A 25,638-nucleotide genomic window follows, 5' to 3' on the forward strand; every position below is an offset into this window, starting at 1 on the left:
TGTTGGACATATTATTTTTTTAAGTATCTGAAATTAAGTTGATTTATTGTAATGGATTTTTATGATATTTTAAAGTGTTCAGCCAGCCTGAAAACCTGATGTATCATTTTAATTAATACCCACCTATCACAATTATCAATTAGCCAAAATATCTATAACGCCTTATAATAGTTGCCATTTTCACAATCAGGTATCCACCATGAACACCATTAAATCCCGTGCGGCGGTGGCATTTGCCCCTAACGAACCCTTAAAAATTGTAGAAATTGACGTAGAACGCCCCAAAAAAGGCGAAGTTTTGGTCAAAATCACCCACACAGGCGTGTGCCACACAGATGCCTTTACCTTATCAGGTGCTGACCCAGAGGGGCTGTTCCCTGTCGTGCTTGGACACGAAGGGGCGGGCGTGGTGGTGGAAGTGGGCGAAGGCGTAGAGAGCGTGTCGGTGGGCGACCACGTCATTCCGCTTTATACGGCAGAATGTGGCGAATGTGAGTTTTGTCAGTCCAACAAAACCAACCTGTGTGTTGCCGTACGAGCCACGCAGGGCAAGGGCGTGATGCCAGACGGCACCAGCCGTTTTTCATACGAAGGCAAGCCGATTTATCACTACATGGGCTGTTCCACATTCAGCGAATACACGGTGGTTGCCGATGTGTCGCTTGCCAAAATCAGTCCCGATGCCAATCCCCAAGAAGTCTGCTTGCTTGGGTGCGGAGTAACGACAGGCATTGGTGCGGTACACAACACCGCTAAAGTGCAGGCAGGCGACTCTGTGGCGGTGTTTGGCTTGGGCGGTATCGGTTTGGCAGTGATTCAAGGGGCAAAACAAGCGAACGCTGGGCGGATTTTTGCCATTGACACCAACCCTGAAAAATTCGCTTTGGCAAAAGAGTTCGGGGCAACCGATTGCCTAAACCCCAAAGATTTTGACAAGCCAATCCAAGAAGTGCTGATTGAAATGACCAAATGGGGTATTGACCACACCTTTGAATGTATTGGTAATGTGGAAGTCATGCGGTCGGCGTTGGAGTCGGCTCATCGTGGCTGGGGGCAGTCGGTGATTATTGGTGTGGCAGGGGCAGGACAGGAAATTGCTACTCGTCCGTTCCAACTCGTTACGGGCAGAACATGGAAAGGCACGGCATTTGGCGGTGTCAAAGGTCGCACCCAGTTGCCCAAAATGGTGGAAGATGCCATGAGTGGCAAAATCCGCTTGTCGCCCTTTGTTACGCATACCATGCCATTAGACCAAATCAATGATGCGTTTGATTTGATGCACGAAGGTAAATCGATTCGTTCGGTGGTGCATTATTCTTGATGTTGTTTTAATATTGTTTTGATGTTAAAAAAGACTGTCTTAAATTGGGCGGTCTTTTTTTATCATAATGATACCAATTCTCAACCAAATTTTATTTTTTGGCTAAATTATGTTACAATCCTTTGAATATTAACAAATTTTGTGCAAATGTTGCTCAAAATTAACCCCATTGGTGCAATCAAATATGAATAGGATTGGTGTGTTTACCAATCGTTTTTAATTAGGTCATTTAGGCGTTATCCATATTTTATTGCACTACCATTGACAATAAGGAGTGTAATATGAGTACGCCTGTACCCAAAAAACACAAACATGGGCTAAATCCGCCCGTGTTCTTGACATCGGCAGGGCTGATTGCCTTTATCAGTCTGTTTGCGGTGCTACTGCCTGAGCTGGCAGAAAAAACCTTTAACGCCATACAATCGGCAATTGTGGATAACGCTGGCTGGTACTATGTGCTGACGGTGGGGCTGATACTGCTGTTTAGTGTGTATTTGGGCTTATCCAAACTGGGTAACATCAAGCTTGGCCCTGACCATTCTCGCCCTGATTATAGTAATTTTTCGTGGTTTGCCATGCTGTTTTCGGCAGGCATGGGCATTGGGCTGATGTTCTTTGGCGTGGCAGAACCTGTCATGCACTTTTTGAGTCCGCCACATGGGGACGGTAGCACGGTGGACGCTGCTCGCCAAGCCATGCGACTGACCTTTTTCCATTGGGGCTTGCACGCTTGGGCGGTGTATGCGGTGGTGGCTCTGATTTTGGCGTTTTTTGCTTATCGGCATAATTTGCCACTTACCCTACGTTCGGCATTGTATCCGCTTATCGGCGATAAGATTTATGGTCCTATCGGTCATGCGGTGGACGTGTTTGCGGTGGTGGGGACGCTGTTTGGTTTGGCGACTTCCTTGGGCTATGGGTCGTTGCAGGTCAATACAGGGCTCAATCATCTGTTCTCGTTCATTCCTGTGGGGACAACGAGCCAAGTGGTGCTGATTGCGGTCATCTGTGCGTTGGCGACTGTGTCGGTGATGTCGGGGCTGGATAAGGGCGTAAAAATGCTCTCCGAGCTTAATTTGGGCTTGGCGGTGATTTTACTACTATTTGTGCTGTTTGCTGGCTCAACGGTGTTTTTGATGCAGGCTTATGTGCAAAATGTCGGCTCGTATATCTCAAACATTGTCGGCTTAACCTTTAACTTATATGCCTATGACAAGACCGATTGGCTTGGCGGTTGGACGATTTTTTATTGGGGTTGGTGGGTAAGCTGGGCTCCATTTGTCGGTTTGTTTATCGCTCGTGTGTCTCGTGGGCGTACCATTCGTGAGTTTGTGCTTGGGGTGCTGTTTGTCCCAGCCGGCTTTACATTCTTGTGGATGACGGTGTTTGGCAACTCTGCCATTGATATGATTTTAAATCAAGGCAACACCATGCTCGGCGAGATTATCAACAAAGACGTATCGCTGTCTTTATTTGCCTTTTTAGAACAACTGCCCATGTCGGGGCTGTTTAGCTATGTTGCCCTTGCCATGATTATCGTGTTTTTTATCACGTCTGCCGACTCTGGGGCTTTGGTTATGGATATGCTTTGCTCGCATGGTAAGGGCAGTCGTGGGGTGCGTTATCGCCTGTTTTGGTCAATCGGGGCAGGCGTGGTTGCCATTGCTCTGCTACTGGCAGGCGGTCTTGGGGCGTTGCAAACCATGGCAATCGCCAGTGCCTTGCCCTTTGTAACCGTGCTGATGATAGCCATGTATGGGCTGTTAAAGGCTCTAAATGTGGACGCCCAAAAGCAAGAAATCCTACAACAAAACCTAAGCGTACCCCTACCTGCCCAAGGCGGTGGCGTGTGGCGTGAAAGACTACACGTGATTATGAATTTTCCAAGTCGCTCTGCGGTGAGCCGTTTTATTGATACAACCGTTAAGCAGGCGTGTGAAGATGTGGCAGAAGAGCTACGGGGCTTGGGTGTGGACGCTAAGGTCTTAAATGAAAAATCAGGCAGTGTGGTACTGCTGACCAATCACGGCAATGAGATTGACTTTGTCTATAAGGTGCGTCTGTCAAGCCACGCCCAGCCTGATTTTGTCCATAGCGATGATGACACAAGCACCGCAAGCGATGACGACACCCAGACCTACTACCGTGCCGAAGTGCATTTGGGCGAAGGCGGGCAGGATTATGACATCATGGGGTGGAGTACCGAAGGGGTCATCAACGACATCGTGAGCCAATATCATCGCCATATGCACTTTTTGCATAGTTTGCGTTAAAAATATTGGTGTTTATGATAATAAAAAGGTGCGAAGTTCGTACCTTTTTTCATGTTATATTCTCAAACATTCAATCACCGCACGCAAGGCAGGCGAGACTTTGCGGTGCGGATAATACAAATAAAGAGCAGGCAAGGACGGACAAAACGCTTGCAATACCGCAATCAGCTCCCCTGTCGCCAACTCATTTTTTACCAAACTCTCTGGCAGATACGCCAAGCCCAGCCCATGCAGGCAGGCGGTTTTTATGGCGTTGTCATCATCACAGACAATGTTGGCAGGCGGTGTGATTTTGACCGTTTCGCCATGCTCACTAAATTCCCATTCGTACAATTTGCCCGTACTCATCACATAGCCCACACTTGGAAAATGTCCCAATTCGCTAATGGCTTTGACAAATCCATGTTTTTCAAACAAGGCAGGTGAGCCGACCACGCACATTTTTAATGGCTCGCTGATTTTGGTGGCTATCATCATTTCATCAACATCATCACCCAACCGCACGCCAGCATCAAAGCCTTGTGTGATGATGTCCACAAACTGATTTTCGGCATGAAATTCAAGCACAATCTCAGGATATTGATGATTAAAATGAGCAAGGCGTGGGATGAAGATGTCGATGATGACTTGCAGTCCTGCTGTGATTTTGACCGTGCCTGTTGGGGTGTCTCGGTAATGGGCAAGGCGGTCAAGCTCGCTGTCAATGCTGGCAAAGCTCTTTTGGGCGGTGGCAAAAAGCTGTTCGCCTGCTTGGGTTAGGGCAACCGTGCGAGTGGTGCGGTTAAAAAGTTGCAGTCCCAAGCGATTTTCCAAAAGACGAATGGTTTTGGATAAAGCAGGAGCGGAAATGCCCAATTTGGCGGACGCTTTACTAAAATTTTTCTCACAAGCGACCATATAGAAGGCATATAAGTCGTTGTAGTTTTCTTTTTGGATTTTTTGACGCATAAAATTGGATTTATTAACTTCAAGTTCATAGTATATCAACTTTTTAGCGTATTATCATCGTATTTTTAACTTGATACAATGACTTATCTTTTAATTGATAGGCTTTTTATGAAAATCCGCACCGCTTTATTATTAACCACATTGTTAGGAGTAAATGCCATGGCAAATCCTGTCCCCACATCTGTCAGCGAAATTACCATACCCGCCCAAACCATAAAACTAACCCAAGATTGGGATAAAGTTTTTCCAAAATCGGACAAGGTGGAACATCGCAAAGTCGCCTTTAAAAACCGCTATGGAATTACCCTTGTGGGCGATTTATACATTCCTAAAAACGCCAAAGACAAACTGCCTGCCATTACCGTATCAGGACCTTTTGGGGCGGTCAAAGAACAGGTTTCAGGATTGTACGCCCAAACGCTTGCCGAGCGTGGTTTTGTTACGCTTGCCTTTGACGGTTCGTACACAGGCGAAAGCTCAGGACTACCCAGAAATGTGCCAAGCCCTGAGATTAACACCGAAGATTTTTCGGCAAGTGTGGCTTTTTTGGCAAATTTAGACATCGTAGATAGCAACAAAATTGGCGTGCTTGGCGTGTGTGGTTGGGGCGGATTTGCCTTAAATTCAGCGATTAGCGACACTCGCATTAAGGCGGTTGCCACCAGCACCATGTACGACATGACCCGTGTCATGGCAAACGGCTATAACGACAGCGTGGACAAAACCGCCCGCCATACGATGAGACAGGAGCTAAGCCACACTCGTACCCAGTCATCACAACAGGGCTATGCCGATTTGTTGCCAGCGAATAATCTAAGAGCCGAAGATTTTAAAGCAGATACGCCATTGTTTATCAAAGAGTATTCTGACTTTTATACCACCAAACGGGGCTTTCACCCACGAGCGGTCAATTCTAATCCCAACGGCTCATGGGCAAGTACAGGCAGTATCGCTTTTATCAATATGCCGATTTTGCAGTACGCCCAAGAAATGCAAACCCCAGCCCTTATCGTGCATGGCGAAAATGCCCACAGTCGCTATTTTAGCGAAGACGCTTTTAAAGCATTAGGCAGCACCAACAAAGAGCTGTATATCGTACCAAACGCCACGCATGTGGATTTGTATGACAATCAGGCAGGTAAAATTCCCTTTGATAAATTTGAGCAGTTTTTTAAAGCCAATTTAAAATAAACAAAATGCCGTCTGAATGCTGATGAGTTTTGGACGGCAGGTATTTTTGGAGAGATGATGAAACGATTATGGTTTTTGGCAAGTTTATGCTTAATGGCGTGTCATGCCCAAGCCCCAAACAGTCCGTCCACACAGGAGCAATCAATGAATGAACCTACCACCCCAAAGGCACAAACCGTCAAACTGACCATAAACAATCAAGCATTTGATGTGGCGTTAGAAGACAACCCAACCGCCCAAGCCTTTACTGAGTTATTTCCACTTCAATTATCCATGCAAGACCATTTGGGCAATGAAAAATTTGCCACCTTGCCAAAGGCATTGCCAAATAATGACAAGCTTGTGGGGCAAATTCATGTTGGCGATGTCATGCTGTATCAAGGCGATACGTTGGTGATTTTTTATGAAAGTTTTTATAGTGATTATCGCTATACTCGCATTGGCAAAGTTATCCAAACGGACGGATTAAATCAAGCATTGGGGCGTGATAGAGTTGATGTTCAAATCAACCACTAGCCAATCACTCCACCCAAAACACCCCAAAAGCCACTCTGCCCAAGCAGGCGACTTGACCTACTACGCCCCTTGGGGCAATTTAGCCATATTTACGGGCAATTTTGGCAGTGCATCAGGGTTGGTTTATTTTGGGAGAATTGATAAGGGTTTGGATGAATTTACCGCATTGCCTGATAACGCCATAGTAACCATTAAGGTTTGTGATGAGATGAATAGCGGGATAAATCATTTTTACTGATACCTGTATATAACAATTATCAATTTTTATAATAATATCAATCTTTGTATAATAGGCTTTTTATTTGCTTATGATGAATGATTATGAAATTATCCGCACTTAGCCTTGTGCCAGTCCGTCAAGGACAAACGCATAAACAAGCCATTGAGACCATGCTCCGTGAAGCTCGCCTTGCCGATGAGCTTGGGTTTGAGCGGTATTGGATTGCCGAACATCACAACATCAAAGCCTATGCCAGCACCGCCACGCAGATTTTGGTGGGGCAGATTTTGCACCATACCGACCGCATTAAGGCAGGGGCAGGCGGGGTAATGCTACCCAATCACGCCCCGCTACTTGTGGCAGAGCAATACGGCACGCTGGCAACCTTGTATCCTAACCGTGTGGAGATTGGGGTGGGGCGAGCAAGGGGAGCTGACCCCATGACCGCCCGAGCTTTACGCAGGCAGGCGACCAACCATGAGCAAGACGTTGCCGATTTGCAAGGCTATTTTGGGGCGGAACAGCCCCATGGGGTCAATGCCATACCTGCGATGAATACCCAAGTTCCACTTTATGTGTTGGGGTCAAGCACGACAAGTGCCTATTTTGCCGCCGAGCGTGGCTTGCCTTATGTGTTTGCGTCCCATTTTATGCCCATGGAGCAACAGCAGGCGATTGCCATTTATCGCCAAAATTTCAAGCCGTCTAAGCATTGCTCCAAGCCTTATGTGATTATCTGCTGGAACATTGCCGTTGCCGAGACGGACGAAGAAGCCCATTATAACAACAGCACGCTGATTCAACTGTTTTTAAATGAACAACGTGGCATTAACATTCCCATTCAGCCCCCTGTGGCACAGATTGACTATTATTCGGCAAGCGAAGAGCGTTCTATTGCCATGCAAACGGCAGGGATTTTTATTGGTAGCAAACAGACCGTTGCCAAACAATACACCAAGTTTCGCCAAGAATTTGCAGGCGTGGACGAAATCATGTGTACGGGCTATATTTGGGACGAAGACAAAATGCACCAGTCGTATCGTTTATTTAAAGAGATTGTTGATGAGTATGAATTGATAAATGGGTAATGCGGTATGGGTAAATGCAAGACAGGCAACATTATCAATCTGCCCTATATCCACATATCACAATTATCAATTTTCCAAAATAACCCAAACCCTTTATAATACCCATATTTTCAATCATCTAGGAAACATCATGACCTATCCCACCCAATCCTACGCCGCATTTAGCCCAACCACACCACTTGCCTCACACAGTTTTGAACGCCGTGAACTGCGTGCAGACGATGTGCTGATTGACATTATGTACTGTGGCGTGTGCCATAGCGATTTGCACACCGCCCGTAACGACTGGGGCTTTACCCACACTTATCCGATTGTGGTCGGACACGAAATCATCGGACGCATTGCCAAAGTCGGCGACAACGCCCATAAATTTAAAGTTGGTGATTTGGTGGGTGTGGGCTGTATGGTGGATTCTTGCCGTACCTGCTCGCCCTGTTCGCACGGTTTGGAGCAGTACTGCGAACACGGCAACACAGGCATTTACGGCAGTCTTGACCGCCATGACGGCACGCTGACCCAAGGCGGTTACAGCACGTCTATCGTGGTGAGCGAAGATTTTGTGTTAAAAGTATCCGAAAATCTGGACACCCAAGCGGTCGCCCCGCTACTGTGTGCAGGCATTACCACCTACTCGCCCCTGCGTTATTGGAAAGTTGGCAAAGGCACCAAAGTGGGCGTGGTCGGACTGGGTGGACTTGGGCATATGGCGGTCAAACTTGCCCATGCTATGGGGGCGGACGTTACGCTCTTTACCCGCTCGCTTGGCAAATCCGATGACGCTTACCACTTGGGGGCGAGCCGTGTGGTGCTATCCACCGATGAAAATCAGATGAAGGAAGTCGCCAGCACCTTTGATGTCATCATTGACACCGTGCCATACACCCACGATTTAAAGCCTTATGTACCGACACTTGCCTTGGACGGTACGCTGGTGCTGGTCGGTTTGGTGGGCGAGCTGGAACAAACCATTAATACCGTGCCGATGATTATGGGTCGCCGTAGCATTTCTGCGTCTGTGATTGGCGGAATTGCCGAGACCCAAGAAATGCTGGATTTTTGTGCCGAGCATAATATCGTGCCAGATGTGGAAATGATAAATATGCAGGACATTAACACCGCCTATGAGCGTATGCAAAAAAGCGATGTGAAATATCGCTTTGTGATTGATATGGGGAGTTTGAGGGGGTAAGGCTCTTTGGGGAATAAGGAAACACCGCTCAGCGAATCGTTGGGCGGTGTTTTTTTATGATTTAAAAATTTAAACCACTTCAATCCAATCACGGTCGGCTAATGCCCCCAGTGCGATTTGGTGGATAAGCTCACTCGGTGCGGTGCAAAGGCTTGATAAGACACGGATTTTATAGCCCTTGGCAAGGGGCGATAAGGCGGTGTGGGTTACGCAGTTTTGGGTCATGATACCGCATACGTCCACCTGCTCAATGCCGTGTTCTTTTAAAATATCAAGCAAACCCGTGTTTAAAAAACTGTCGGCGTGGGCTTTTTGTACAAGCGGTTTGTCCGCCAAAATGTCTGCTACCGATGAATGCAGTTCTGCTCCGTGCGAGCCTTTGGCAAATAGCGGATAATCTTCCGCCATGATGTGCTGAACGCCAATGACAAGCGTGCCGTTATCGGATACGCTTTGGGCGTGTTTGGCGATGTCGCTTGCGATAGCGTCTACGTTGAACTGGTCAAATTTACCATTTGCCGAGCCAAAATATTCGTTTTGTACGTCAATGACTAATAGGGCGGTTTTCATAAAATAGCCTTAAAATTAAATGGATTTGGTGATATTTTAGGATAAGTAATATGATTTGACTATGGGCAATATTGCCATTTATCGCAAGGATTTTGCCGTTTTTATGTTTTGAAATTGTTCCAATTTTAATGAGCAAATGTTATAATGCGGTTCTATTTTATCAATTCATGGGAGTTTAATATGGAAAATTTTGTATGTTATGATATTCAAGATGTGGTTAATGATTTCTGGGAGAAAAATAAGGATGAAAAACACCGTTATAGAAGTTTTGATTTTTGTTATTCGCATTTTTATTTTTCAAAAATCAATAATAAGATTGATATTGAGAAAAGTTGTTATGTATTATGGTCTTACCTAGCAAGTTGGGGGATGCTTCGTGGGTCAAGTTTTTTATTGCAAAAAAATCCATTTTATTTAAAAGATTTGGTTGAATATATTTACAGCCAAGATATATCGGTTTGGGAAATTGATGTTGATGGTTATAATGATAATATTGAAAGAATATTAAACCTTTATGAAAACGTTAAAGAGCGTGTTATTCTAAATGCAGAAAGAGAGTTAGTGTTGGTTACAAAGATATTGCTCGGTGTATTTGCTATTATACCTGCGTATGATACTTATTTTTGTGAAACTTTTAGACAATTTTCCGATTGTAAATTTAGAAAATTTAATAAGGCATCGCTAGAAGCTATCCATGAGTTTTATTTAGCAAATAAGGATGTTATTGATGAATTGCAAACACAAGAACAAGCAAAAGTCTGTAATTTTAACGGAGATGAAACTTCTTTAAAATACACCAAAGCCAAAATCATTGATATGTATGGTTTTGAAAAAAGTTTTTCGGTAGATAAATTAAAAATAAGTAAATAATGCACACCCCACCCAAACTCACCCTATACGCCCAAAACGGCTGTAACGATTTTGTCTTTAATTTGCCATTTTCGCTGTTTCAAGCTCAAGTGGACGGCAAGGCGTTGTTTGAATTTAGCGTATGTAGCGATAGCGGTCGTGCGATTATGACCGAATTTGGGGTAAAGATTGCCGTGCAGGGCAATTTATCGCTTATGGATAGTGCCGACATCATCGTGATTGCAGGGTGGGTGGGCGATATGCCAAGCAGGGTATTTGTGGAAAAACTGCAATCGGCTCACCAAAACGGCAAAAAAATCATCGGCTTATGCTATGGCACGTTTGGGCTAGGCTATGCGGGCATATTATCAGGTCGTACGGTGGTTACGCATTGGGCAGGCGAGTGGGCATTTCGTGAGCAGTTTGCCGACATTGCCCTAGATGGCAATCGCCTGTATGTGGATGACGGCAACATTTTGACGTCGGCAGGGGCATCAGCTGGGCTGGACTGCTGTTTGTATTTTATCCGTACGCTGTATGGCGTGAGTGTGGCGAACCATTTGGCACGGGTCTATGTGTCCGCTCCACACCGTGAAGGCGGTCAGGCTCAGTTTGTGCAAATGCCTGTAACGAGCCACACCAAAGATGATAAGATTAACGAGCTCCTTGATTTTTTGAGTAAAAATCTGGCTGATACGCACCGATTGGACGAGTTGGCGGATAGGGTGCATTTGTCCAAACGAAGTTTTAACCGTCATTTTAAAAACGCCACTAACATGACCTTATCGGAGTGGCTCACCGCCAAACGCCTAGCTTATGCCCAAGAATGCCTAGAAACAAGCAATGATAATATGGAGCGTATCGCCCAAAAGGCAGGTTTTGGTACGGCGAGTAATTTGCGTATGCAGTTTAAGGATAAATTTGGCGTGTCCCCGCAAGCGTGGCGGAGAAGTTTTGGGGGTGGGTAGTATGCATTAACCCACCCCAAGCACCCCAAGCGTATCCTTTTGCACTTTTAAAATATCGGCGTGTATCGCCAATCCCTTATGTGCCAATGCTTTTGGGATAATGGCATGGTGCGGATTAACCGTGATATAAAAAGCATTGGGGAGTTGATGAGTGAGTTGCCAAAACGGTTCTTGGATAAACATCGGGGTCATTCGCCCAACGCCAAGTTCCAAAAATACGATGTTTTGACCGCCAAACTCGTCCAAAAATTCACGGATTTTGCGGTATTCGTCTTGGTATTTTTTGCCTTCCAAAAACACGGGCGAACGCACCCACGGCTCCATTTCTCGTCCACATTTTGGGCATTTGGGGATATGCTCGTCTGCCAAGCACAGGTCATTATCGATGAGTTTGTCCAACTTGGGATAAATCTCGCTGGCATCATAAATCTCATCATGACACCGCCGACTGCACTGAATATACCGCCAGTCGCCCTGAATGGCACTGACCTTATCGGTGTCAAACACTTTTTCAAATTGAAAATCCTGATTGGTTGTCATCACATGAAAAGTCTTATTTTTCATGAGTTTGGCAATGTCGGTATACGTCTCACCCACATCAGCGTCCAAAATCATGCTAATCCAATGGGCAAAAAATCCCCACCGCTCACGGCTGTTTTGATAGCGATGATACAAGCCGTCAAAACCGCTCTGATAGCCGTATTTGTCCCGAAACGCACTCATCTGACGCACAAAATGCTCATCAGGCTCATAATAATGGCGAAAACCGCTCGCCGCCGACATTCCACTTGCTCCACCCACCAAAATGGCGTCCGCTTGTGTCAATTTATCGGCAAACAGGCGAATTTTGTCGTCATACGCCAAATCCACCCCAGCAGGTGCAATTTCTGAACCAAAACTAAACCCATATCTAGACATTTAATAGCCCCTTTAACTCGCTTACAGAATTTGGCACATCATCTTCGGTTGCAAGCACGAGCTGTTTACCAAATTCTGCCAATTGTTTACTTTCATTAATTCTTAAAAACTTCTTATCCAAAGCGTCCAAACCCAGCCGATAACGGTCTAGTGCGTCTGCGTCTTTAAATAAGCGATATAAAAATAGGGCGTTTTTATTATTATCAGACTGTTTGGGAATTTCATTCATGCCAATATCATCAGGCAGGTCATGATAATAACTTGCCCAATAACTTTCTATATAAAAAGGCAATTCATATTTTTGACAATAATCTTTATAATCATCTGCCCCACGTTTGCCATGACCGATATCATAACCGTCATCAAATCGTTCGCTGTCGTGAAATACGGCGGTATGACAAAGTATGGTTTTGCTTTTATCATCAAGCCCTAATTTATCTGCTAATATCAAGGCATATAACAGTACTCGCCCACAATGATTGATACCGTGTAAATGACTGTCAAAATGAAATGCTATTTTTTGGCATAACAATTCATACCAATGGTCAAAATCATTTTGCAGGTGCTGATAAATTGTTTGATTAAAAATATTGGCGTGTAAATATTGCTGTAATGTCATCTTGTTGCCCAATCGTGAATAACACTTGCCAAATCGCCATTAACCCCCACCGACCGATTTGCGATTTCATCGGGTATCCACAGCTCGCCTTTATTGATGCTGATATAAAAGGCATTGGGATTTTGGTAGGTGTATTGCATAAAAGGTTGTTTGATGAGCTGATTTCTTATGCCCACGCCCAATTCCAATAAAACCGTATTGCCATGTTTGCCCTGTGCCAATATGTCTTGATAGGCGTGTCTTTTTTGTTGCCATGTTTTATCAAAAACAAAATGCTCATCAAGCTGAACGTGGATTTTTAATTCACCACTGCATTCTTGGCATTTGGGAATGTCTGATGTGGCAATTGCCCCATTTTCGATTTGTGCCAACTGGGTCAAAATATCCGTGCCGTCAAATACGCTTTGGCAGGTTTGGCATTCTAAATCTTTGCCTACGCCTTCAATTTCAAACAAGCGATTTTCATCAAAACCTGCTAGGCGAAAATGGTTGTCAAAATTACTGGTAACAACAAAATAATTTTTATCTTGGACAAGCTGATACAAATCATTCATCACCATAGTAACGGGGCGTTTGATGTTCATATAATGATAAAGTCTGGCAAAATACGCCCAATAATTTTCAGGCTGCCTGAAAGGATAAAAACAGCCCCGAATGATGTTATTAAAGCCAAACTTTTGGGCAAAGTCGCCAAAATGGTCATAAAAATCTTGGTTTGAGCCAAAAATATGAATGCCTTCACTAATGGATAAGCCGTTACTTGCCCCGATGATGAGCGTGTCGGCAGAGTGGATTTTGTCTAAGGCGTGCTGTAATTCATTCATAACGCATTGCTTTTTGTGGATAGTTTGGTTATTATAATTCATATGATTTTTTTAACAAGTATGCACTTTTTTGGTAGATACTATCTTTTTGGATAGTTAAAAGGATAACGAGATGACCGATTTTGTTCCGCTTAGTTTTGATGATGAAACGCCTTATTTTAATTACACCTTGTCTATTATTAACGGCAAATGGAAATTGTTGATTATTTTTGTATTAGCAAAATATGAAGTGGTGCGATACAACGAATTACGGCGACTTTTGGGTGGTACGATTACCTTTAAAATGCTGTCAAACACCCTAAAAGAAATGGAAAATGACGGCTTGGTCAATCGCAAAGAATACCCGCAAATCCCGCCCAAAGTAGAATACAGCCTAACTGACAAGGGGTTGTCTTTAATGCCTGTGGTGCGTGCGATGTGTGATTGGGGTGGGAAGAATTGTTCGGAGCATGGCGATGTGGTAAATGTGAACGGCTAAATCCCAACATTCCCAACACCGCCAAAATCGGTTACAATACCCCTTTTTATTATCCATAAAAGCACAATGACCAACTACACCACCCAAAACCTAGAAGTCCTAGAAGGGCTAGAACCCGTCCGCCGCCGCCCTGGTATGTACACCGACACCACACGTCCCAACCACCTTGCCCAAGAGGTTATTGACAACTCGGTGGACGAGGCGTTGGCAGGACACGCCAAGCACATCACCGTAACCTTGCACGCTGACGGCTCGCTGTCGGTGCTTGATGACGGACGGGGTATGCCCACCGACATTCACCCTGAATTTAAGCAGTCGGGCGTGGAGCTCATCTTGACACGCCTACACGCAGGGGGCAAATTTAGCACGGATAATTATGCCATTAGTGGCGGTTTGCATGGCGTGGGCATTAGCGTGGTCAATGCTTTATCCAAGCGTGTGGACGTGGTTGTGTGGCGAGACGGCACGCAGTATCAGATGAGTTTTGAGCATGGCGTACCGACAACGCCCCTAATCCACGAGCCGTCCCCCACCAAGAAAAAACGTGGCACACAGGTGCGATTTTGGGTAGATGAGCAGTATTTTGACAATCCCAGATTTTCAATCAAATCGCTAAAACACAACCTAAAAGCCAAAGCCGTGCTATCGGCAGGGCTAAAAATTGACTTTATTAGTGAAATTGAACCAAGTGATAGCGAAAGCTGGCAATACACAGACGGCGTGGTGCAGTATTTGACCGAACAGCTTGGCGAGCTTGCCATTATCCCTGATACGCCATTTTATTTTAGCCAAGAGCCGACAGGGGGCGAACGTGGTGGGGCGACTTTTGCCATAGCGTGGCTACCCGAATCAGGTACGCCCATTTGCGAAAGCTATGTCAACCTAATCCCCACCGCACAAGGCGGTACGCACGTCAATGGGCTACGCACAGGCATTACGGACGCACTACGTGAGTTTTGTGAAATTCATAGTCTGTTGCCCAGAAACGTCCGCCTAACCGCCGATGACGTGTGGGACGGGGTCAATTATATTTTGTCCTTAAAATTTGCCGAGCCACAGTTTAGCGGTCAAACCAAAGAACGCCTGTCAAGCCGTGAAGCGTCTCCGCTCGTGCAGACCCTTGCCAAAGACGCATTTAGTCTATGGCTAAACGCTCACCCCGACACCGCCAAAGCCATTGCCGAGCTTGCCATTAGTAAAGCAGGAAAACGGCTCAAATCCGCCCAAAAAGTTGCCCGCAAAAAAATCACCCAAGGACCTGCCTTACCGGGTAAACTAGCCGATTGTAAGGGCGAATTTAAAGACGGGGCGGAACTGTTTTTGGTGGAAGGCGACAGTGCAGGCGGTTCAGCCAAACAAGCCCGAGACCGCCATTTTCAGGCGATACTGCCTTTGCGTGGCAAAATCCTAAACACATGGGAAGTCTCACACGACACCGTACTATCTAGCCAAGAGATACACGACATTGCCATTGCCATAGGGGTAGACCCAGCGTCTGACGATTTGTCCGAATTACGCTATGAAAAAATCTGTATCCTAGCGGACGCAGACTCGGACGGCTTGCACATTGCCACGCTTATTTGTGCGTTGTTTGTCAAGCATTTTCGCTCGCTTGTGGAAGCAGGACATTTGTTTGTCGCCATGCCCCCACTGTATCGCATTGACATCGGCAAGGACGTGCATTATGCCTTGGACGATGATGAATTGAACGCCATTTTGAAAAAAACAAAATCCAAAGGCAAACCGCAAATTACCCGCTTTAAGGGCTTGGGCGAGATGAACCCCGACCATTTGCGTGAGACGACCATGAACCCCGATACCCGCCGTTTGGTACAGCTTGATATTGATGATTTTACTGCAACAAGTGGCGTTATGGATATGCTTTTGGCAAAGAAACGAGCGTCCGACCGCAAGGCGTGGCTAGAACGCAAGGGCGATTTGGCGGATTTGGCGGTATAAGATGACCGCTTGCCCCATTTTGTCCGCCTTGTCTGCCCTAAATGACGTGCCTTATCCTTTATATGTGGCGTGTAGTGGCGGGCGAGATTCGCTCGCTCTGGCGTATGGCTGTTATCTGTTGTATCAGCAGGGTAAATTGGACAGGCTGCCCACGCTCCTGCACGTTCATCACGGTATGCAACAGGCAAATGACGACTGGGCGAGACTGGTGGGAGCGTGGGCGGACGAGCATGGATTTGACTGGCAAATTCTGCCTTTAACACTGACCAAAAAAACCGAAACATCAGCACGCACCGCCCGTTATCAAGCACTCATGGGGGCGATGACAGATGATGGCGTGCTACTGGTGGCTCATCATGCCGATGACCAAGCCGAGACGGTGCTTATGCGACTGATTAATGGAGCAGGCGTGCAGGGCTTATCAGGCATGAGAGCATGGCGAGCCAAAACCGTACAAGGGCGGACGATGAGCCTACATCGCCCCTTGCTCGGTGTGTCTCGGCACGAGATTACCGCATTTGCCCACGCCCACGCCTTGCCCTATGTGGACGACCCGACCAATGAGATGACCGACAACGCTCGCAGTCTTATCCGTAATGACATCTTACCACGCCTAACCGCCCTAAACCCCAAGGTTCGCCAAAACATCGCTCGCACCGCACATCTCATGAATGACGCTTACGCACTCATCAGCGAAACGGTGTTTGAATTGGTTAAAAAATGCACCCTTGATACGACCCACACGCCTTTTGTGAGCTGTTTGGACATTCATGCATTACGCACGCTGTCGGCACATGAGCAGTCGGCGGTGGTGCGGTTTTTTGTGCAAGCGGATAACCCCCTACCGCCCAGCTATCAGACCGTCAGCGATACCCTAGCATTGACCGCTCGTGATGATGGCGACCATAGCACACAGATTTTTTGGCAAGGCGGTGATGATGGCGATGACGTGAATGGTAATGGCAGGGCGGTGGTGCTGTGCCGTTATAAAAATGCCCTGTATCGCTATCATCACGAGCTGTGGTTGTTATTACAAAATGAGATGAGTGATGATAAAATCGCCCTAAATTCATCTAAAATTATCCTAAAACAAAACGCCACATTTGCCATTTTTATGGATTTTCATGATGGTTTGCGTGAATTGTTGATGGATAAATCGGCTTATATTCGACCTGTTCGCCGTGATGAGCGGTTGCGGATTTATGAGCCGTATATGGATAAGGACGGTCAAACCCACATCGGCTTTACCAAATTAAGCGGTAAAAAACTCTACCAACGCCTAAGCATTCCCACATGGCACCGTGCTAATCTGTGGGGGCTGTATGTCCATGATGAGATGGTGCTTGTGATGAGCATGGATAAGTGGTGGCTGACTGACAGTGCTATGTTCCATGCCTTGCGTGGGGCGTTTGATGATGGACGGTGGGGGCGGACGTTGCTTGTGGTGGATAGAGTGTGAAAGTTTTGCACAATTGGGGCATTTCATGTAAAATGGCGGATTGGTTAGAATTTTAAAAGAGTGATAATAGGACAATACATGACGGACTTTCACGCATTACAAAATAAAACGGTGGTATTCATCGGTGGCGGTAACATGGCAGGGGCGATGATTGGGGGGTTATTGACCGCCAAACGTTGTCATGATTTGACCTTGACCGTTGGCGTGTCGGACAAAAATACCGATAAGAGAGAATGGTTCGCCAGTCAAGGCGTATTGACCGCCACACCTGACACCGCCCATGAACTCATCACAAAGGCGGACGTGGTGGTGCTTGCCGTTAAGCCCCAAGTGCTGATGGACGTTGCCCCAAGCCTTGCCCCATATTTGGCGGATAAGCTCGTCTTGTCAGTGTTGGCAGGCGTGCCATGTGCGACACTCCAACGAGCCTTAGGCTGTGGGCGTGTGGTGCGTGCCATGCCAAACCTACCGTCTGCGGTGGGAGCAGGGGCGACAGGGCTGTATGCCGATGAGACGGCAAGCCCGTCCGATAGGGACGTGTGCGAGGCAGTCATGACAAGCTGTGGCATGGCGGTGTGGGTGGACGATGAGACCAAACTGCACGCTGTTACGGCGGTGGCAGGCTCTGCTCCTGCGTACTTTTTTTATGTGCTAGAACACATGACCGCCCAAGCGGTGGCAATGGGGCTGACTGCCGATGATGCTCATCGTTTGGCGGTGCAAAGCATGATAGGGGCAGGACTGCTTACCAAAGATGGCGACCCACAGGCACTGCGTATGAGCGTAACATCAAAAGGCGGAACGACCGCACAGGCGTTGGCTTCGTTAGAGCGTGATGACGTCGGCGGTGCGTTTGGGCGGGCGATGGTGGCGTGCTATGACAGAAGTGTGGAGCTGGGTGGATTGTTTGATGATAAATAATTTAAATTTTACTTCATTCCCAACTTAAAATAGCAACTTATTAATTTTTTAATCATTATTTTGGATTGTAGGGGTAGTTTATTTGCCCTTGATAAATCAATTTAAAAGGTGCGTGGTACACACCTTACCATACTAAAATTTAATCACAATTTGCCAATATTATTTAACCCACATCATTTTAACAATGACTGATGATAGAAACTACCACTTATGAATGAACCGATTACCATTATTTTTAATGTCGTTGTCAATTTTGCCTTAATCATTTGTTTTTTAAGGTTTATGTTTCAGTTCGCTGAGATTGACCCCAAGCACCCTTATGCCAAAGTTACCTACATGCTCTCGGCAGTGGTTACGCTGTTTGGGCGGATTTTTCCTGACTTGGGTAAGGGGCGATTTAGCACATCGGCGGTGGTGCTGATGTTGCTTTTGACTTTTATCAAGATTGCAGGCATGGCGAGCATTTTGGGTAAGCCCATGACCCCGCTTGTACTGTTTTTTAGTGGCAGTTTGACAGCGATACTCTCGCTCATTGACATGTTTCAGTACATCGTGCTTGCATCGGTCATTCTAAGCTGGGTCATCATGCTGTTTCAGGTCATGCACCCACTCATGGAGCTTATCATGCAGATGGCAGAGCCGATTGTTGCCCCATTTCGCAAAATCACGCCCAATCTGGGCATGCTTGACTTTTCGACATTGGTTGCCATTTTGGTGTTGGCACTTTTGGAGATGGGCATTCGCATTGTGGGCGGTAATATCTTGTCGGCATTGGTGTAGGCTCGCCTTTGATTTTTACATTTATATAAAAATCAGCACATAAAGTACACAATACCTTGCCCAAATTTTGTTAGAATAAAGCTAAGTTTAAGGACTTACCATTCATTTATTTACTTTGGACTATTTTTGGAGAATGCCATGTTAGACAATGCCGACCACACCATGAACGACCTATTTGCTCAGCTTGGTCTGCCAAATTCAGACAGTGAGATTGATGCTTTTATCAAGGCAAACCAACTGCCAGAAGGCGTAACCTTAAAAGAAGCTCCGTTTTTTGATGAACAGCAGCTCATGTTTATCCAAGAAGAGTGGAAATTGGATGCTGTGTGGGCGTTGGTGATTGATGAGCTAAACACTCGTTTACATGAAGACAATAAGCCTGCTTGATTTAACCACTTTATCTAAATGATGTTAAACACCGTTTTATGCGGTGTTTTTCGTTTTTGGAATAAGCAATGACTTATCGTGCATATCACTTTTTGGGTAAAGTTTGCGATAATTGCCCACGTTTTTATGATTTGGAATAAGGGCAGTTCATGCTATCACAGTTTGATAATAATGATTGGATTATCATTGTCTTTTTTGTGCTTGGGGCGTTGTTGCATGGGATTACCGGTTTTGGTTATCCCATTGTCGGCACGGCAATTATTGCCAGTTTTTATGAATTAAAAGTGGCGGTGGCGATGGTGGTTGTGCCGTGTATTGTCTTAAATCTCATCATGCTACGTACAGGCGGGACGATTATTGGCAATACCCTAAAATACGGCAAAGAGTATTTTTGGCTGTTTTTGACAAGTTTTATCGGTGGGATTATTGGTGTTAAGCTGTTATTGCTATTCCCAGAGAGTTATTTAAAAATTTTTTTGGGTGTTACACTGATTTTTTATGTCATTACCCAGTACACCAAATATCGCATTAAATTTAAAAAAGACAATCTTACGATGGCAATTTTTGGGTTTATTGCAGGGGTTATCGGCGGTGTTACCAATGCCATTGTGGCGTTTTTGATGGTTTATTTGTTGGGGACTGACCGCACCAAACATGAGATGGTGATTGTTAATAATATCAGCATTTTGATTACCAAGATTATTCAAATCGTCATGCTTGCCCCTGTGATTATTGGGTTTAGCAATAAGCAAATGTGGCTACTTGGCATTGTGATTTTTATTTCGCTATTTTTTGTGTATATCGGCTCATATATTAGAAATAAACTCTCCCAAGAGATTTTTAATCATGCCATTGCTGTGATGTTGCTGGCGTTGGGCGTTTATGCGTTGTGGCAGGGCATTCGGATTTTATAAAAAGCTTGAAAACAAAAAAACGGTTCAATGTTGAACCGTTTTTTATGCTTGTACGATGACTTAGAAACGACTGCTTAGGGTAAGCTGTACACGGTCGCCATCTGACTTTTCGCTTTTAAAGTAGTCATAATCTAGGCTGACTCGGTTTCTTGGGTCGATCTGATAGCTGGTGCCAACGCTGGCTTGGATTTTGTCTTTGCCAGTCTCCCATGCATCAAAAGCGACATCGGTGTTGGTGCCTGAGTAAGCACTGGTAACGGTGGCGTCTTGTTTAAAGACGTTGTCGTATTGTAGTCCTGCTTGGACTTGCCATTGGGGGCTGATTTGATACTGGGTATCTACACCAATGGTGCCTTGCCAACGGGTGGCATCGATGTCTTTGACTACCACAACACCGTCATCAAAGTGGGTATTGTCATGCTGATATTGATGATAGCTGACCCCGATGTATGGCTTGATGCTGGCGTTGGGGCTTAGAGCGTGTGATGTGCCAAGGTGGATACCGCCAGCATAGAGCTGACCGTCATATTTTTGTTTGGCACGGGTGTTGTTTTTGGCATCACTGCCCAACACACCTGCTTTTGCCCATAGGGTGCCTTTGATGTTGTTACCTACATCGCCATTAACACCCACAGTTACGGCGGCGACGTCTGTTTTGATGTTGTGATTGGTGTTGCCGTTTTGCTCATCCAGTTCAAGGCGACCTAGGTCAAGCTGTAAACCTAAGCCAAAACGCTCGCCTGTTTTTGCCACGCCAATGCTTTGGTTTCGAACTTCACGCTCGCTTTGACTGCTTGGCAGGTCAAGCTCATATTCTTGATAGGTGCTTTGTAGCCACACGCCATTGGGGGTGTCTGCCATGTTTTTGGCAAAATTGGTCGCTTGGGTGCTACTTTGCTCGATGGCGTGGACGGCGTTGTTGGCATAAAAAGCAGGGTCAAGGGCAAATAAGGCTTCGTTATATCTGTCGCCAATCACGGCAGGCGTGCCAGATGTGTTAAGCAAGGATTTGTTGGTTGCCATTGACATTTTGTTGGCAAAACCTATGGCAAAGGCTTTCTCGTTGGTGGTAAGTGTGCCTGCATCATCTTTGGTATCTAGTTCGCTAAGCACTTTGTCTATGTTTTGCTCAACCATACGTCGCCCGATGCTGACATTGCTACCACTGCCCATGTTGGTCAGTTTGTTGCGTTTGGCACTGACGACCACATCAGTTTTGGTGGTGGCATCAGGCGTGGTCTTGCCATCGGTGCCGACTGTGCCACTGTATTCGGTTTTGATGATGCTAAATAGGGCGTTGCTGGATGTGACGGTGTCAAAAGTACCGCTTAGCTCGCCTGCTCTTAGCACGGTGCTTTTTGAACCGGTCTCTTTGATGAGTCCATCTTGGATTTCATCATACAAGTCCAGCGTGCCGTCCAAAGTGGCTTTTTCGGTAACGGTCAAAAGATTACCAAATTTGGCTTTAAAGGTGCTGTTGCCATCCATGGTATAAGTGCCATGAATGCTTAGATTGCCTTCGTTATTGACCGTACCACCGGTTTGTCTGACGTTGCCCGTTGTGTCATAGCCTGTCAGCTCGCCACCTGTGACATTGATGACTGAGTTGCCGTTATTGCCGTTGATTTCAAGGGTGCCATCAGTAATGACGGTATCGCCCTTGTAAGTGTTATTACCTGTTAGGACAAGTTTGCCATCACCTGCTTTGGTAAAGCCGTATTTGCCTTCGATGTTGTTAGAAAAAACAGAAACGGTATCTTTGCCACTGACGTCCAACACGACATTATTCCAATAAAAACCACCATAGCCTTGGGTGGCAGCAACCGTATCTAACAGACCCCAACCAGTTTGCAATGTGATGTTTTTGCCGCCGATATTATCAATGGCGTTACGCTCTTGCCATGGTGTCTCAGCTTTTTGAAGGATGATTTTGTTGCCTTTGTCATCAGTGGTTTCATAAATTGGTTGTTTATCATTAATCTTTGACTCTTTTACTGGCACAAGAGATAAATATGTGGCACTTCTTTTTTTGATGTCATCAAAATCCTGAGCGGTGCTAAGTAAGGTCTGTACCAGATTTTCATTTTTCATCCAAGGATAAGCCCCTTTGACCAATAGGGCTGTGCCTGTAACACGAGCTGTGGCAGGAGATGTACCTGCATAAAGCTCTAATTTACCCTCGTTATTATGGCTGTAACTTGTGGATGGTGCTGCCAGACACCATGTGGCGGCTTGACCACAGTAATTGGCATGGGCAAAATCTTCACGAGGTGATGACACTGCCAAAAAGCCCTTTTTAAAGATGGGATTAAGCTCAGGAATGAGTCTTTCTCCGTAGGTTGTCTCTTTGGTCTCATTGCCTGTGGCGTGGATGAGTAGAGCATCTCTATTGACAATCAGCTCATGAATGGCTCGAACCTGCGGATGTTCACTGTTTTTGGTGTCGCCATCAGGGGTATGCTTTTTGGCGGTGTTTAGCCATATATTATCACTTTCGTTGGCACCTGGTGTGTAGCCCCATGAGTTATTAAAAATCTGGACGCCGTGAGTTTTGTTCAGTTTTAGCATGGCGGTGAATTCATCGCCTTCATTGCTTTTATCGCCATCGGTATAAGCGTGAATGGTGGCATTGGTCATGCCGTTATTACCTGCGATGATGGCTGCCATCTTAGAGCCGTGTGAATCGACAGGTTTGTACTGTGCATAAGACAGGTGATTGGCACAGCGGTTGCTGGCAGAACAATCCACTAAGTTGGTGCCACTCAGATTGGCTCCGACAAGGTCGGGGTTGTCAGGATTGACCCCTGTGTCTATCACGCCCACACCAAGCGACGTGGTGTCGATGGCGGTTTTTAGCTCATGGAGTTTGTTGGCGTATTGTTGTTGGTTGAGTCCATAAAAAATCTCTGTTTTGTTGCCAGCGGTTCTGTTCTTATTTTTAACCCACAAATCCATATCAGAGTAGCCAGTGATTGTCTCTGAATGGGCGATAGGCTGAGCGATGTTGGCGTGACGCTCATAAGTGGGCTGTTGTTTTTTGATGACATCATCATCCGTGGGGGCGACATAGGCACGAGCTTCGGTGATGGCGATTTGCTCGGCAACGGCTTCTGTCTGTGCTTTTATCGCTTTGGCACGGTTTAGTGCTTCTTCGGCAGTCGCCACAGCGGTTTTGGCGGCATTGATGGCATCATTATCAGAGCTGATGGCTTGGGCATCTGCAAGTGCTTTTTTGGCATCCGTTAGGGCTTGTTCTGCTTGGGCTTGGGCTTGTTCTGCTTGGGCTTGGGCGGTATTGGCGGTGCTTTGAGCGTTTTGAGTGGTGACCAAGGCATTTGCCTGCGTGGTGGCAGTATCGGCAGTTTGTTGGGTGGCGTCTAGCCCATCCATGACATTACTTGCCTGCTGATGGATGGCTGTGGCGTTGGCGACGATGGTGTTGATTTTGTCGTTGTTTTGGTTGTTTTGTTCGGCGTTGTGATTGTCAATGACGCTTTGTGCCTGTGTGATGATGTCCCCTGCTTGTTGTTCGGCTTGTTGAGCCTGTGTTAGGGTGGCATTAGCGGTGTTTAGAGCGTTCTGAGCACGGCTGATGGCATCTTGGTTGCTCGTGGCTTTGGCGGCATCCAAGGCACTTTGGGCTTGGCTGATGGCATGCTGGGCAGTATCAGGGCTGTCTGCTTGGGTTTGGGCTTGTTTGGTTTGAGCATTTGCATTGCCCAGTGTGTTGGTCGCTGTCTTATTGGTGGCGATGGCAATGTCAATTTGGGTGTTGGTCTGTGCCAACTGTTTTGCTGCTTCTTGGGCACGTCTGGCGGCCTCTTCTTCGGCTTTTTTCTTAGCCTCTTCTTGGGCTTTTGCTTGTTCAGCGTTTAGGTGATTTTCCTTAGCGATGCGTGCCTGTTCTAACAGTTCATTAGCCTGTACTTTGGCAGCTTCAAGTTCGGCAAATAACTGCTTGGCATGAGCCTGCTTTTGGGCTTCAAGTTTGGCAAGTTCCGCTTTTTTGGCATTATCGTTGTCAAGCCCTGCTTGATATTTTTGTTTGGCAAGTGATTGAGCTTCTTTTTCAATTTCTAGCCAAGCGTGGTATTTGTTATTGATGGTATTTTGCAGGTCGTTTGCTTGATTGGCAAGTTTGGCATCGGCGATTTGAGCGGTCTTTATCGCTTCTTTGGCATGTTTGATGGCATCGCCGTAGACGTTTTTTGCAAGTTCGGCACGCTTGTGTGCTTCTTTGGCACTGATGGCAAGTGGGTCGGCATGATTGATGATGAGATTGGCATGTCGTGTGGCATTCATGTCATCATCAATGGCACAGCCTGTGGCACTCATTGCCACAAAAACCGATACGGCAAGGGGTCTTAGGATAAAACGATGGTTGATGTTCATACAATTACCTATGTATACAAAATGAATGTTTACAGACCATTCCATTGTAACACTTTTTGGTCGCTTTTGTAAAAAAGATTAAGTCAATTTAAGTGCATTCTTTGTATAAAATGACTAAACATGGGCAAAATCCATCATGATACGCCATTTTTACGTTTATTTTCCAAAAATAGCATGTCCACCATCACAAGTCCCATACCGCCCATGATCGCCATGTCCGCCACATTAAACACAGGATAATGCCACATATTGGCATAATGAACATGAATAAAATCAATCACATGACCATATAAAAAGCGGTCAATGACATTGCCAATTGCCCCACCTAACACCAAAGCAAGCCCCCATGCCAAAATTTTGGCATTTTTGGGAATTTTGCGAAGGTAGACCATGATAAATGCTGATACCAAAAGCCCCAACACGGCAAAAAACCACTTTTGCCAACCGCCTTGATTGGCAAGAAAGCTAAACGCCGCCCCACGGTTGTAGGCAAGCGTCCAGTTTAAAATCGGCTCAATGACGCTTACGCTATTGCCTTCTACCACAAGCCATTTTTCAAAAAAAATCTTGGTCGCTTGGTCAAGGATAAGTACGACAAGCCCAATAAGATAATAAAGCGTGGCTTTATTGGCGTTGGGCTGTATCGGTGGGGTGGTGCTGTTTTGGGTATTTTCTGACATAATAAAAATTTCTTAAAGTTTTTGGGTGATAAGGTGTGTCATCAAGCATTTCTTTTTTGGCAATAAAATAAGTCATTATCCGTTTATTTTTTGCCTTGCTTTTTAATGGGGCGTAGGTGCATATTACGCACCTTACTATCATAAGGGCGAATTACAATTCGCCCCTTGTAATTA

General features: G+C 45.9%; 23 protein-coding genes. 16 read left to right on the plus strand and 7 right to left on the minus strand.

Annotated elements, in window-relative coordinates; genetic code table 11:
* The first annotated feature begins 208 nt into the window (after window positions 1–208).
* Entirely contained in the window at window positions 209–1,321 is a 1,113-nt protein-coding gene (locus IM753_RS09780) for an S-(hydroxymethyl)glutathione dehydrogenase/class III alcohol dehydrogenase (protein WP_194109213.1), read from the plus strand.
* 281 nt (window positions 1,322–1,602) lie between these two features.
* Complete coding sequence (locus IM753_RS09785) at window positions 1,603–3,594, plus strand: choline BCCT transporter BetT (protein ID WP_065256404.1); 1,992 nt, start codon at window positions 1,603–1,605, stop codon at window positions 3,592–3,594.
* Between the two features lie 54 nt (window positions 3,595–3,648).
* Here IM753_RS09785 and IM753_RS09790 read toward each other — a convergent pair whose 3' ends face one another.
* Window positions 3,649–4,542: a LysR family transcriptional regulator gene (locus tag IM753_RS09790; RefSeq protein WP_065256444.1), complete on the minus strand. Its 894-nt coding sequence runs from the start codon at window positions 4,540–4,542 to the stop codon at window positions 3,649–3,651.
* 108 nt (window positions 4,543–4,650) lie between these two features.
* On the opposite strand from IM753_RS09790, the gene IM753_RS09795 reads away from it, so the two are divergent.
* The 5 genes from IM753_RS09795 to IM753_RS09815 all read left to right on the plus strand — a co-directional run bounded on the left by IM753_RS09795 (window position 4,651) and on the right by IM753_RS09815 (window position 8,746).
* On the plus strand, window positions 4,651–5,733 hold the full coding sequence (locus IM753_RS09795; RefSeq protein WP_065256443.1) for an alpha/beta hydrolase: 1,083 nt from the start codon (window positions 4,651–4,653) through the stop codon (window positions 5,731–5,733).
* Between the two features lie 57 nt (window positions 5,734–5,790).
* A complete protein-coding gene (locus IM753_RS09800; RefSeq protein ID WP_227514745.1) occupies window positions 5,791–6,249 on the plus strand; it encodes a cyclophilin-like fold protein in 459 nt (152 codons plus the stop codon).
* The gene (locus tag IM753_RS09805) at window positions 6,230–6,487 is read left to right on the plus strand and encodes a cyclophilin-like fold protein (protein WP_065256442.1); all 258 of its coding nucleotides are present in this window, start codon (window positions 6,230–6,232) and stop codon (window positions 6,485–6,487) included. The genes IM753_RS09800 and IM753_RS09805 overlap by 20 nt, the downstream gene beginning before the upstream one ends.
* Window positions 6,488–6,570: 83 nt before the next feature.
* The gene (locus IM753_RS09810) at window positions 6,571–7,557 is read left to right on the plus strand and encodes an LLM class flavin-dependent oxidoreductase (RefSeq protein WP_065256441.1); all 987 of its coding nucleotides are present in this window, start codon (window positions 6,571–6,573) and stop codon (window positions 7,555–7,557) included.
* 130 nt (window positions 7,558–7,687) lie between these two features.
* The gene (locus IM753_RS09815) at window positions 7,688–8,746 is read left to right on the plus strand and encodes an NAD(P)-dependent alcohol dehydrogenase (RefSeq protein WP_194109210.1); all 1,059 of its coding nucleotides are present in this window, start codon (window positions 7,688–7,690) and stop codon (window positions 8,744–8,746) included.
* Window positions 8,747–8,815: 69 nt separating this feature from the next.
* Here the strand turns inward: IM753_RS09815 and IM753_RS09820 are convergent, their stop codons facing one another.
* A complete protein-coding gene (locus tag IM753_RS09820) occupies window positions 8,816–9,316 on the minus strand; it encodes an isochorismatase family protein (RefSeq protein WP_065256439.1) in 501 nt (166 codons plus the stop codon).
* A gap of 180 nt (window positions 9,317–9,496) precedes the next feature.
* Between IM753_RS09820 and IM753_RS09825 the strand changes: the two genes are divergently transcribed.
* Window positions 9,497–10,186 carry a hypothetical protein gene (locus IM753_RS09825; RefSeq protein ID WP_065256438.1) on the plus strand — a complete coding sequence of 230 codons (690 nt, stop codon included), beginning with the start codon at window positions 9,497–9,499 and terminating at the stop codon, window positions 10,184–10,186.
* Complete coding sequence (locus tag IM753_RS09830) at window positions 10,186–11,133, plus strand: GlxA family transcriptional regulator (RefSeq protein ID WP_065256437.1); 948 nt, start codon at window positions 10,186–10,188, stop codon at window positions 11,131–11,133. The genes IM753_RS09825 and IM753_RS09830 overlap by 1 nt, the downstream gene beginning before the upstream one ends.
* Window positions 11,134–11,139: 6 nt before the next feature.
* Here IM753_RS09830 and IM753_RS09835 read toward each other — a convergent pair whose 3' ends face one another.
* From IM753_RS09835 to IM753_RS09845, 3 genes are read right to left on the minus strand one after another with little or no spacing between them, the layout of a single operon-like run.
* Entirely contained in the window at window positions 11,140–12,051 is a 912-nt protein-coding gene (locus tag IM753_RS09835) for a hypothetical protein (protein WP_065256436.1), read from the minus strand.
* Window positions 12,044–12,670 carry an HD domain-containing protein gene (locus IM753_RS09840; protein ID WP_065256435.1) on the minus strand — a complete coding sequence of 209 codons (627 nt, stop codon included), beginning with the start codon at window positions 12,668–12,670 and terminating at the stop codon, window positions 12,044–12,046. The genes IM753_RS09835 and IM753_RS09840 overlap by 8 nt, the downstream gene beginning before the upstream one ends.
* Window positions 12,667–13,494, minus strand: coding sequence for a Sir2 family NAD-dependent protein deacetylase (locus IM753_RS09845; RefSeq protein WP_194109211.1), 828 nt, complete (start codon window positions 13,492–13,494; stop codon window positions 12,667–12,669). Before IM753_RS09845 ends, IM753_RS09840 begins: the two co-directional genes overlap by 4 nt.
* Window positions 13,495–13,606: 112 nt before the next feature.
* Here IM753_RS09845 and IM753_RS09850 point away from each other — a divergent pair, with 112 nt between their 5' ends.
* The 7 genes from IM753_RS09850 to IM753_RS09880 all read left to right on the plus strand — a co-directional run bounded on the left by IM753_RS09850 (window position 13,607) and on the right by IM753_RS09880 (window position 20,392).
* On the plus strand, window positions 13,607–13,972 hold the full coding sequence (locus IM753_RS09850) for a helix-turn-helix domain-containing protein (protein ID WP_065256433.1): 366 nt from the start codon (window positions 13,607–13,609) through the stop codon (window positions 13,970–13,972).
* A gap of 66 nt (window positions 13,973–14,038) precedes the next feature.
* Complete coding sequence (gene parE, locus IM753_RS09855; RefSeq protein WP_065256432.1) at window positions 14,039–15,931, plus strand: DNA topoisomerase IV subunit B; 1,893 nt, start codon at window positions 14,039–14,041, stop codon at window positions 15,929–15,931.
* Between the two features lies 1 nt (window position 15,932).
* Window positions 15,933–17,390 (plus strand): tRNA lysidine(34) synthetase TilS, encoded by a 1,458-nt coding sequence (tilS, locus tag IM753_RS09860; protein WP_065256431.1) that lies wholly within the window; start codon window positions 15,933–15,935, stop codon window positions 17,388–17,390.
* A 78-nt stretch (window positions 17,391–17,468) separates the two neighbouring features.
* Window positions 17,469–18,311 (plus strand): pyrroline-5-carboxylate reductase, encoded by an 843-nt coding sequence (proC, locus tag IM753_RS09865; RefSeq protein WP_065256430.1) that lies wholly within the window; start codon window positions 17,469–17,471, stop codon window positions 18,309–18,311.
* A 282-nt stretch (window positions 18,312–18,593) separates the two neighbouring features.
* On the plus strand, window positions 18,594–19,091 hold the full coding sequence (locus IM753_RS09870) for a YggT family protein (protein ID WP_227514744.1): 498 nt from the start codon (window positions 18,594–18,596) through the stop codon (window positions 19,089–19,091).
* Window positions 19,092–19,229: 138 nt separating this feature from the next.
* Window positions 19,230–19,478: a DUF2789 family protein gene (locus IM753_RS09875; protein ID WP_062498838.1), complete on the plus strand. Its 249-nt coding sequence runs from the start codon at window positions 19,230–19,232 to the stop codon at window positions 19,476–19,478.
* Window positions 19,479–19,627: 149 nt separating this feature from the next.
* Window positions 19,628–20,392, plus strand: coding sequence for a sulfite exporter TauE/SafE family protein (locus IM753_RS09880; RefSeq protein WP_062498837.1), 765 nt, complete (start codon window positions 19,628–19,630; stop codon window positions 20,390–20,392).
* Window positions 20,393–20,452: 60 nt separating this feature from the next.
* Here IM753_RS09880 and IM753_RS09885 read toward each other — a convergent pair whose 3' ends face one another.
* Together IM753_RS09885 and lspA are read right to left on the minus strand one after the other, a co-directional pair.
* Window positions 20,453–24,784 (minus strand): S8 family serine peptidase, encoded by a 4,332-nt coding sequence (locus IM753_RS09885; protein WP_194109212.1) that lies wholly within the window; start codon window positions 24,782–24,784, stop codon window positions 20,453–20,455.
* A 134-nt stretch (window positions 24,785–24,918) separates the two neighbouring features.
* The gene (lspA, locus tag IM753_RS09890; RefSeq protein ID WP_083108415.1) at window positions 24,919–25,464 is read right to left on the minus strand and encodes a signal peptidase II; all 546 of its coding nucleotides are present in this window, start codon (window positions 25,462–25,464) and stop codon (window positions 24,919–24,921) included.
* Window positions 25,465–25,638: the final 174 nt, after the last annotated feature.

This window comes from Moraxella sp. K127 (genome assembly GCF_015223095.1).
Lineage (GTDB): Bacteria > Pseudomonadota > Gammaproteobacteria > Pseudomonadales > Moraxellaceae > Moraxella.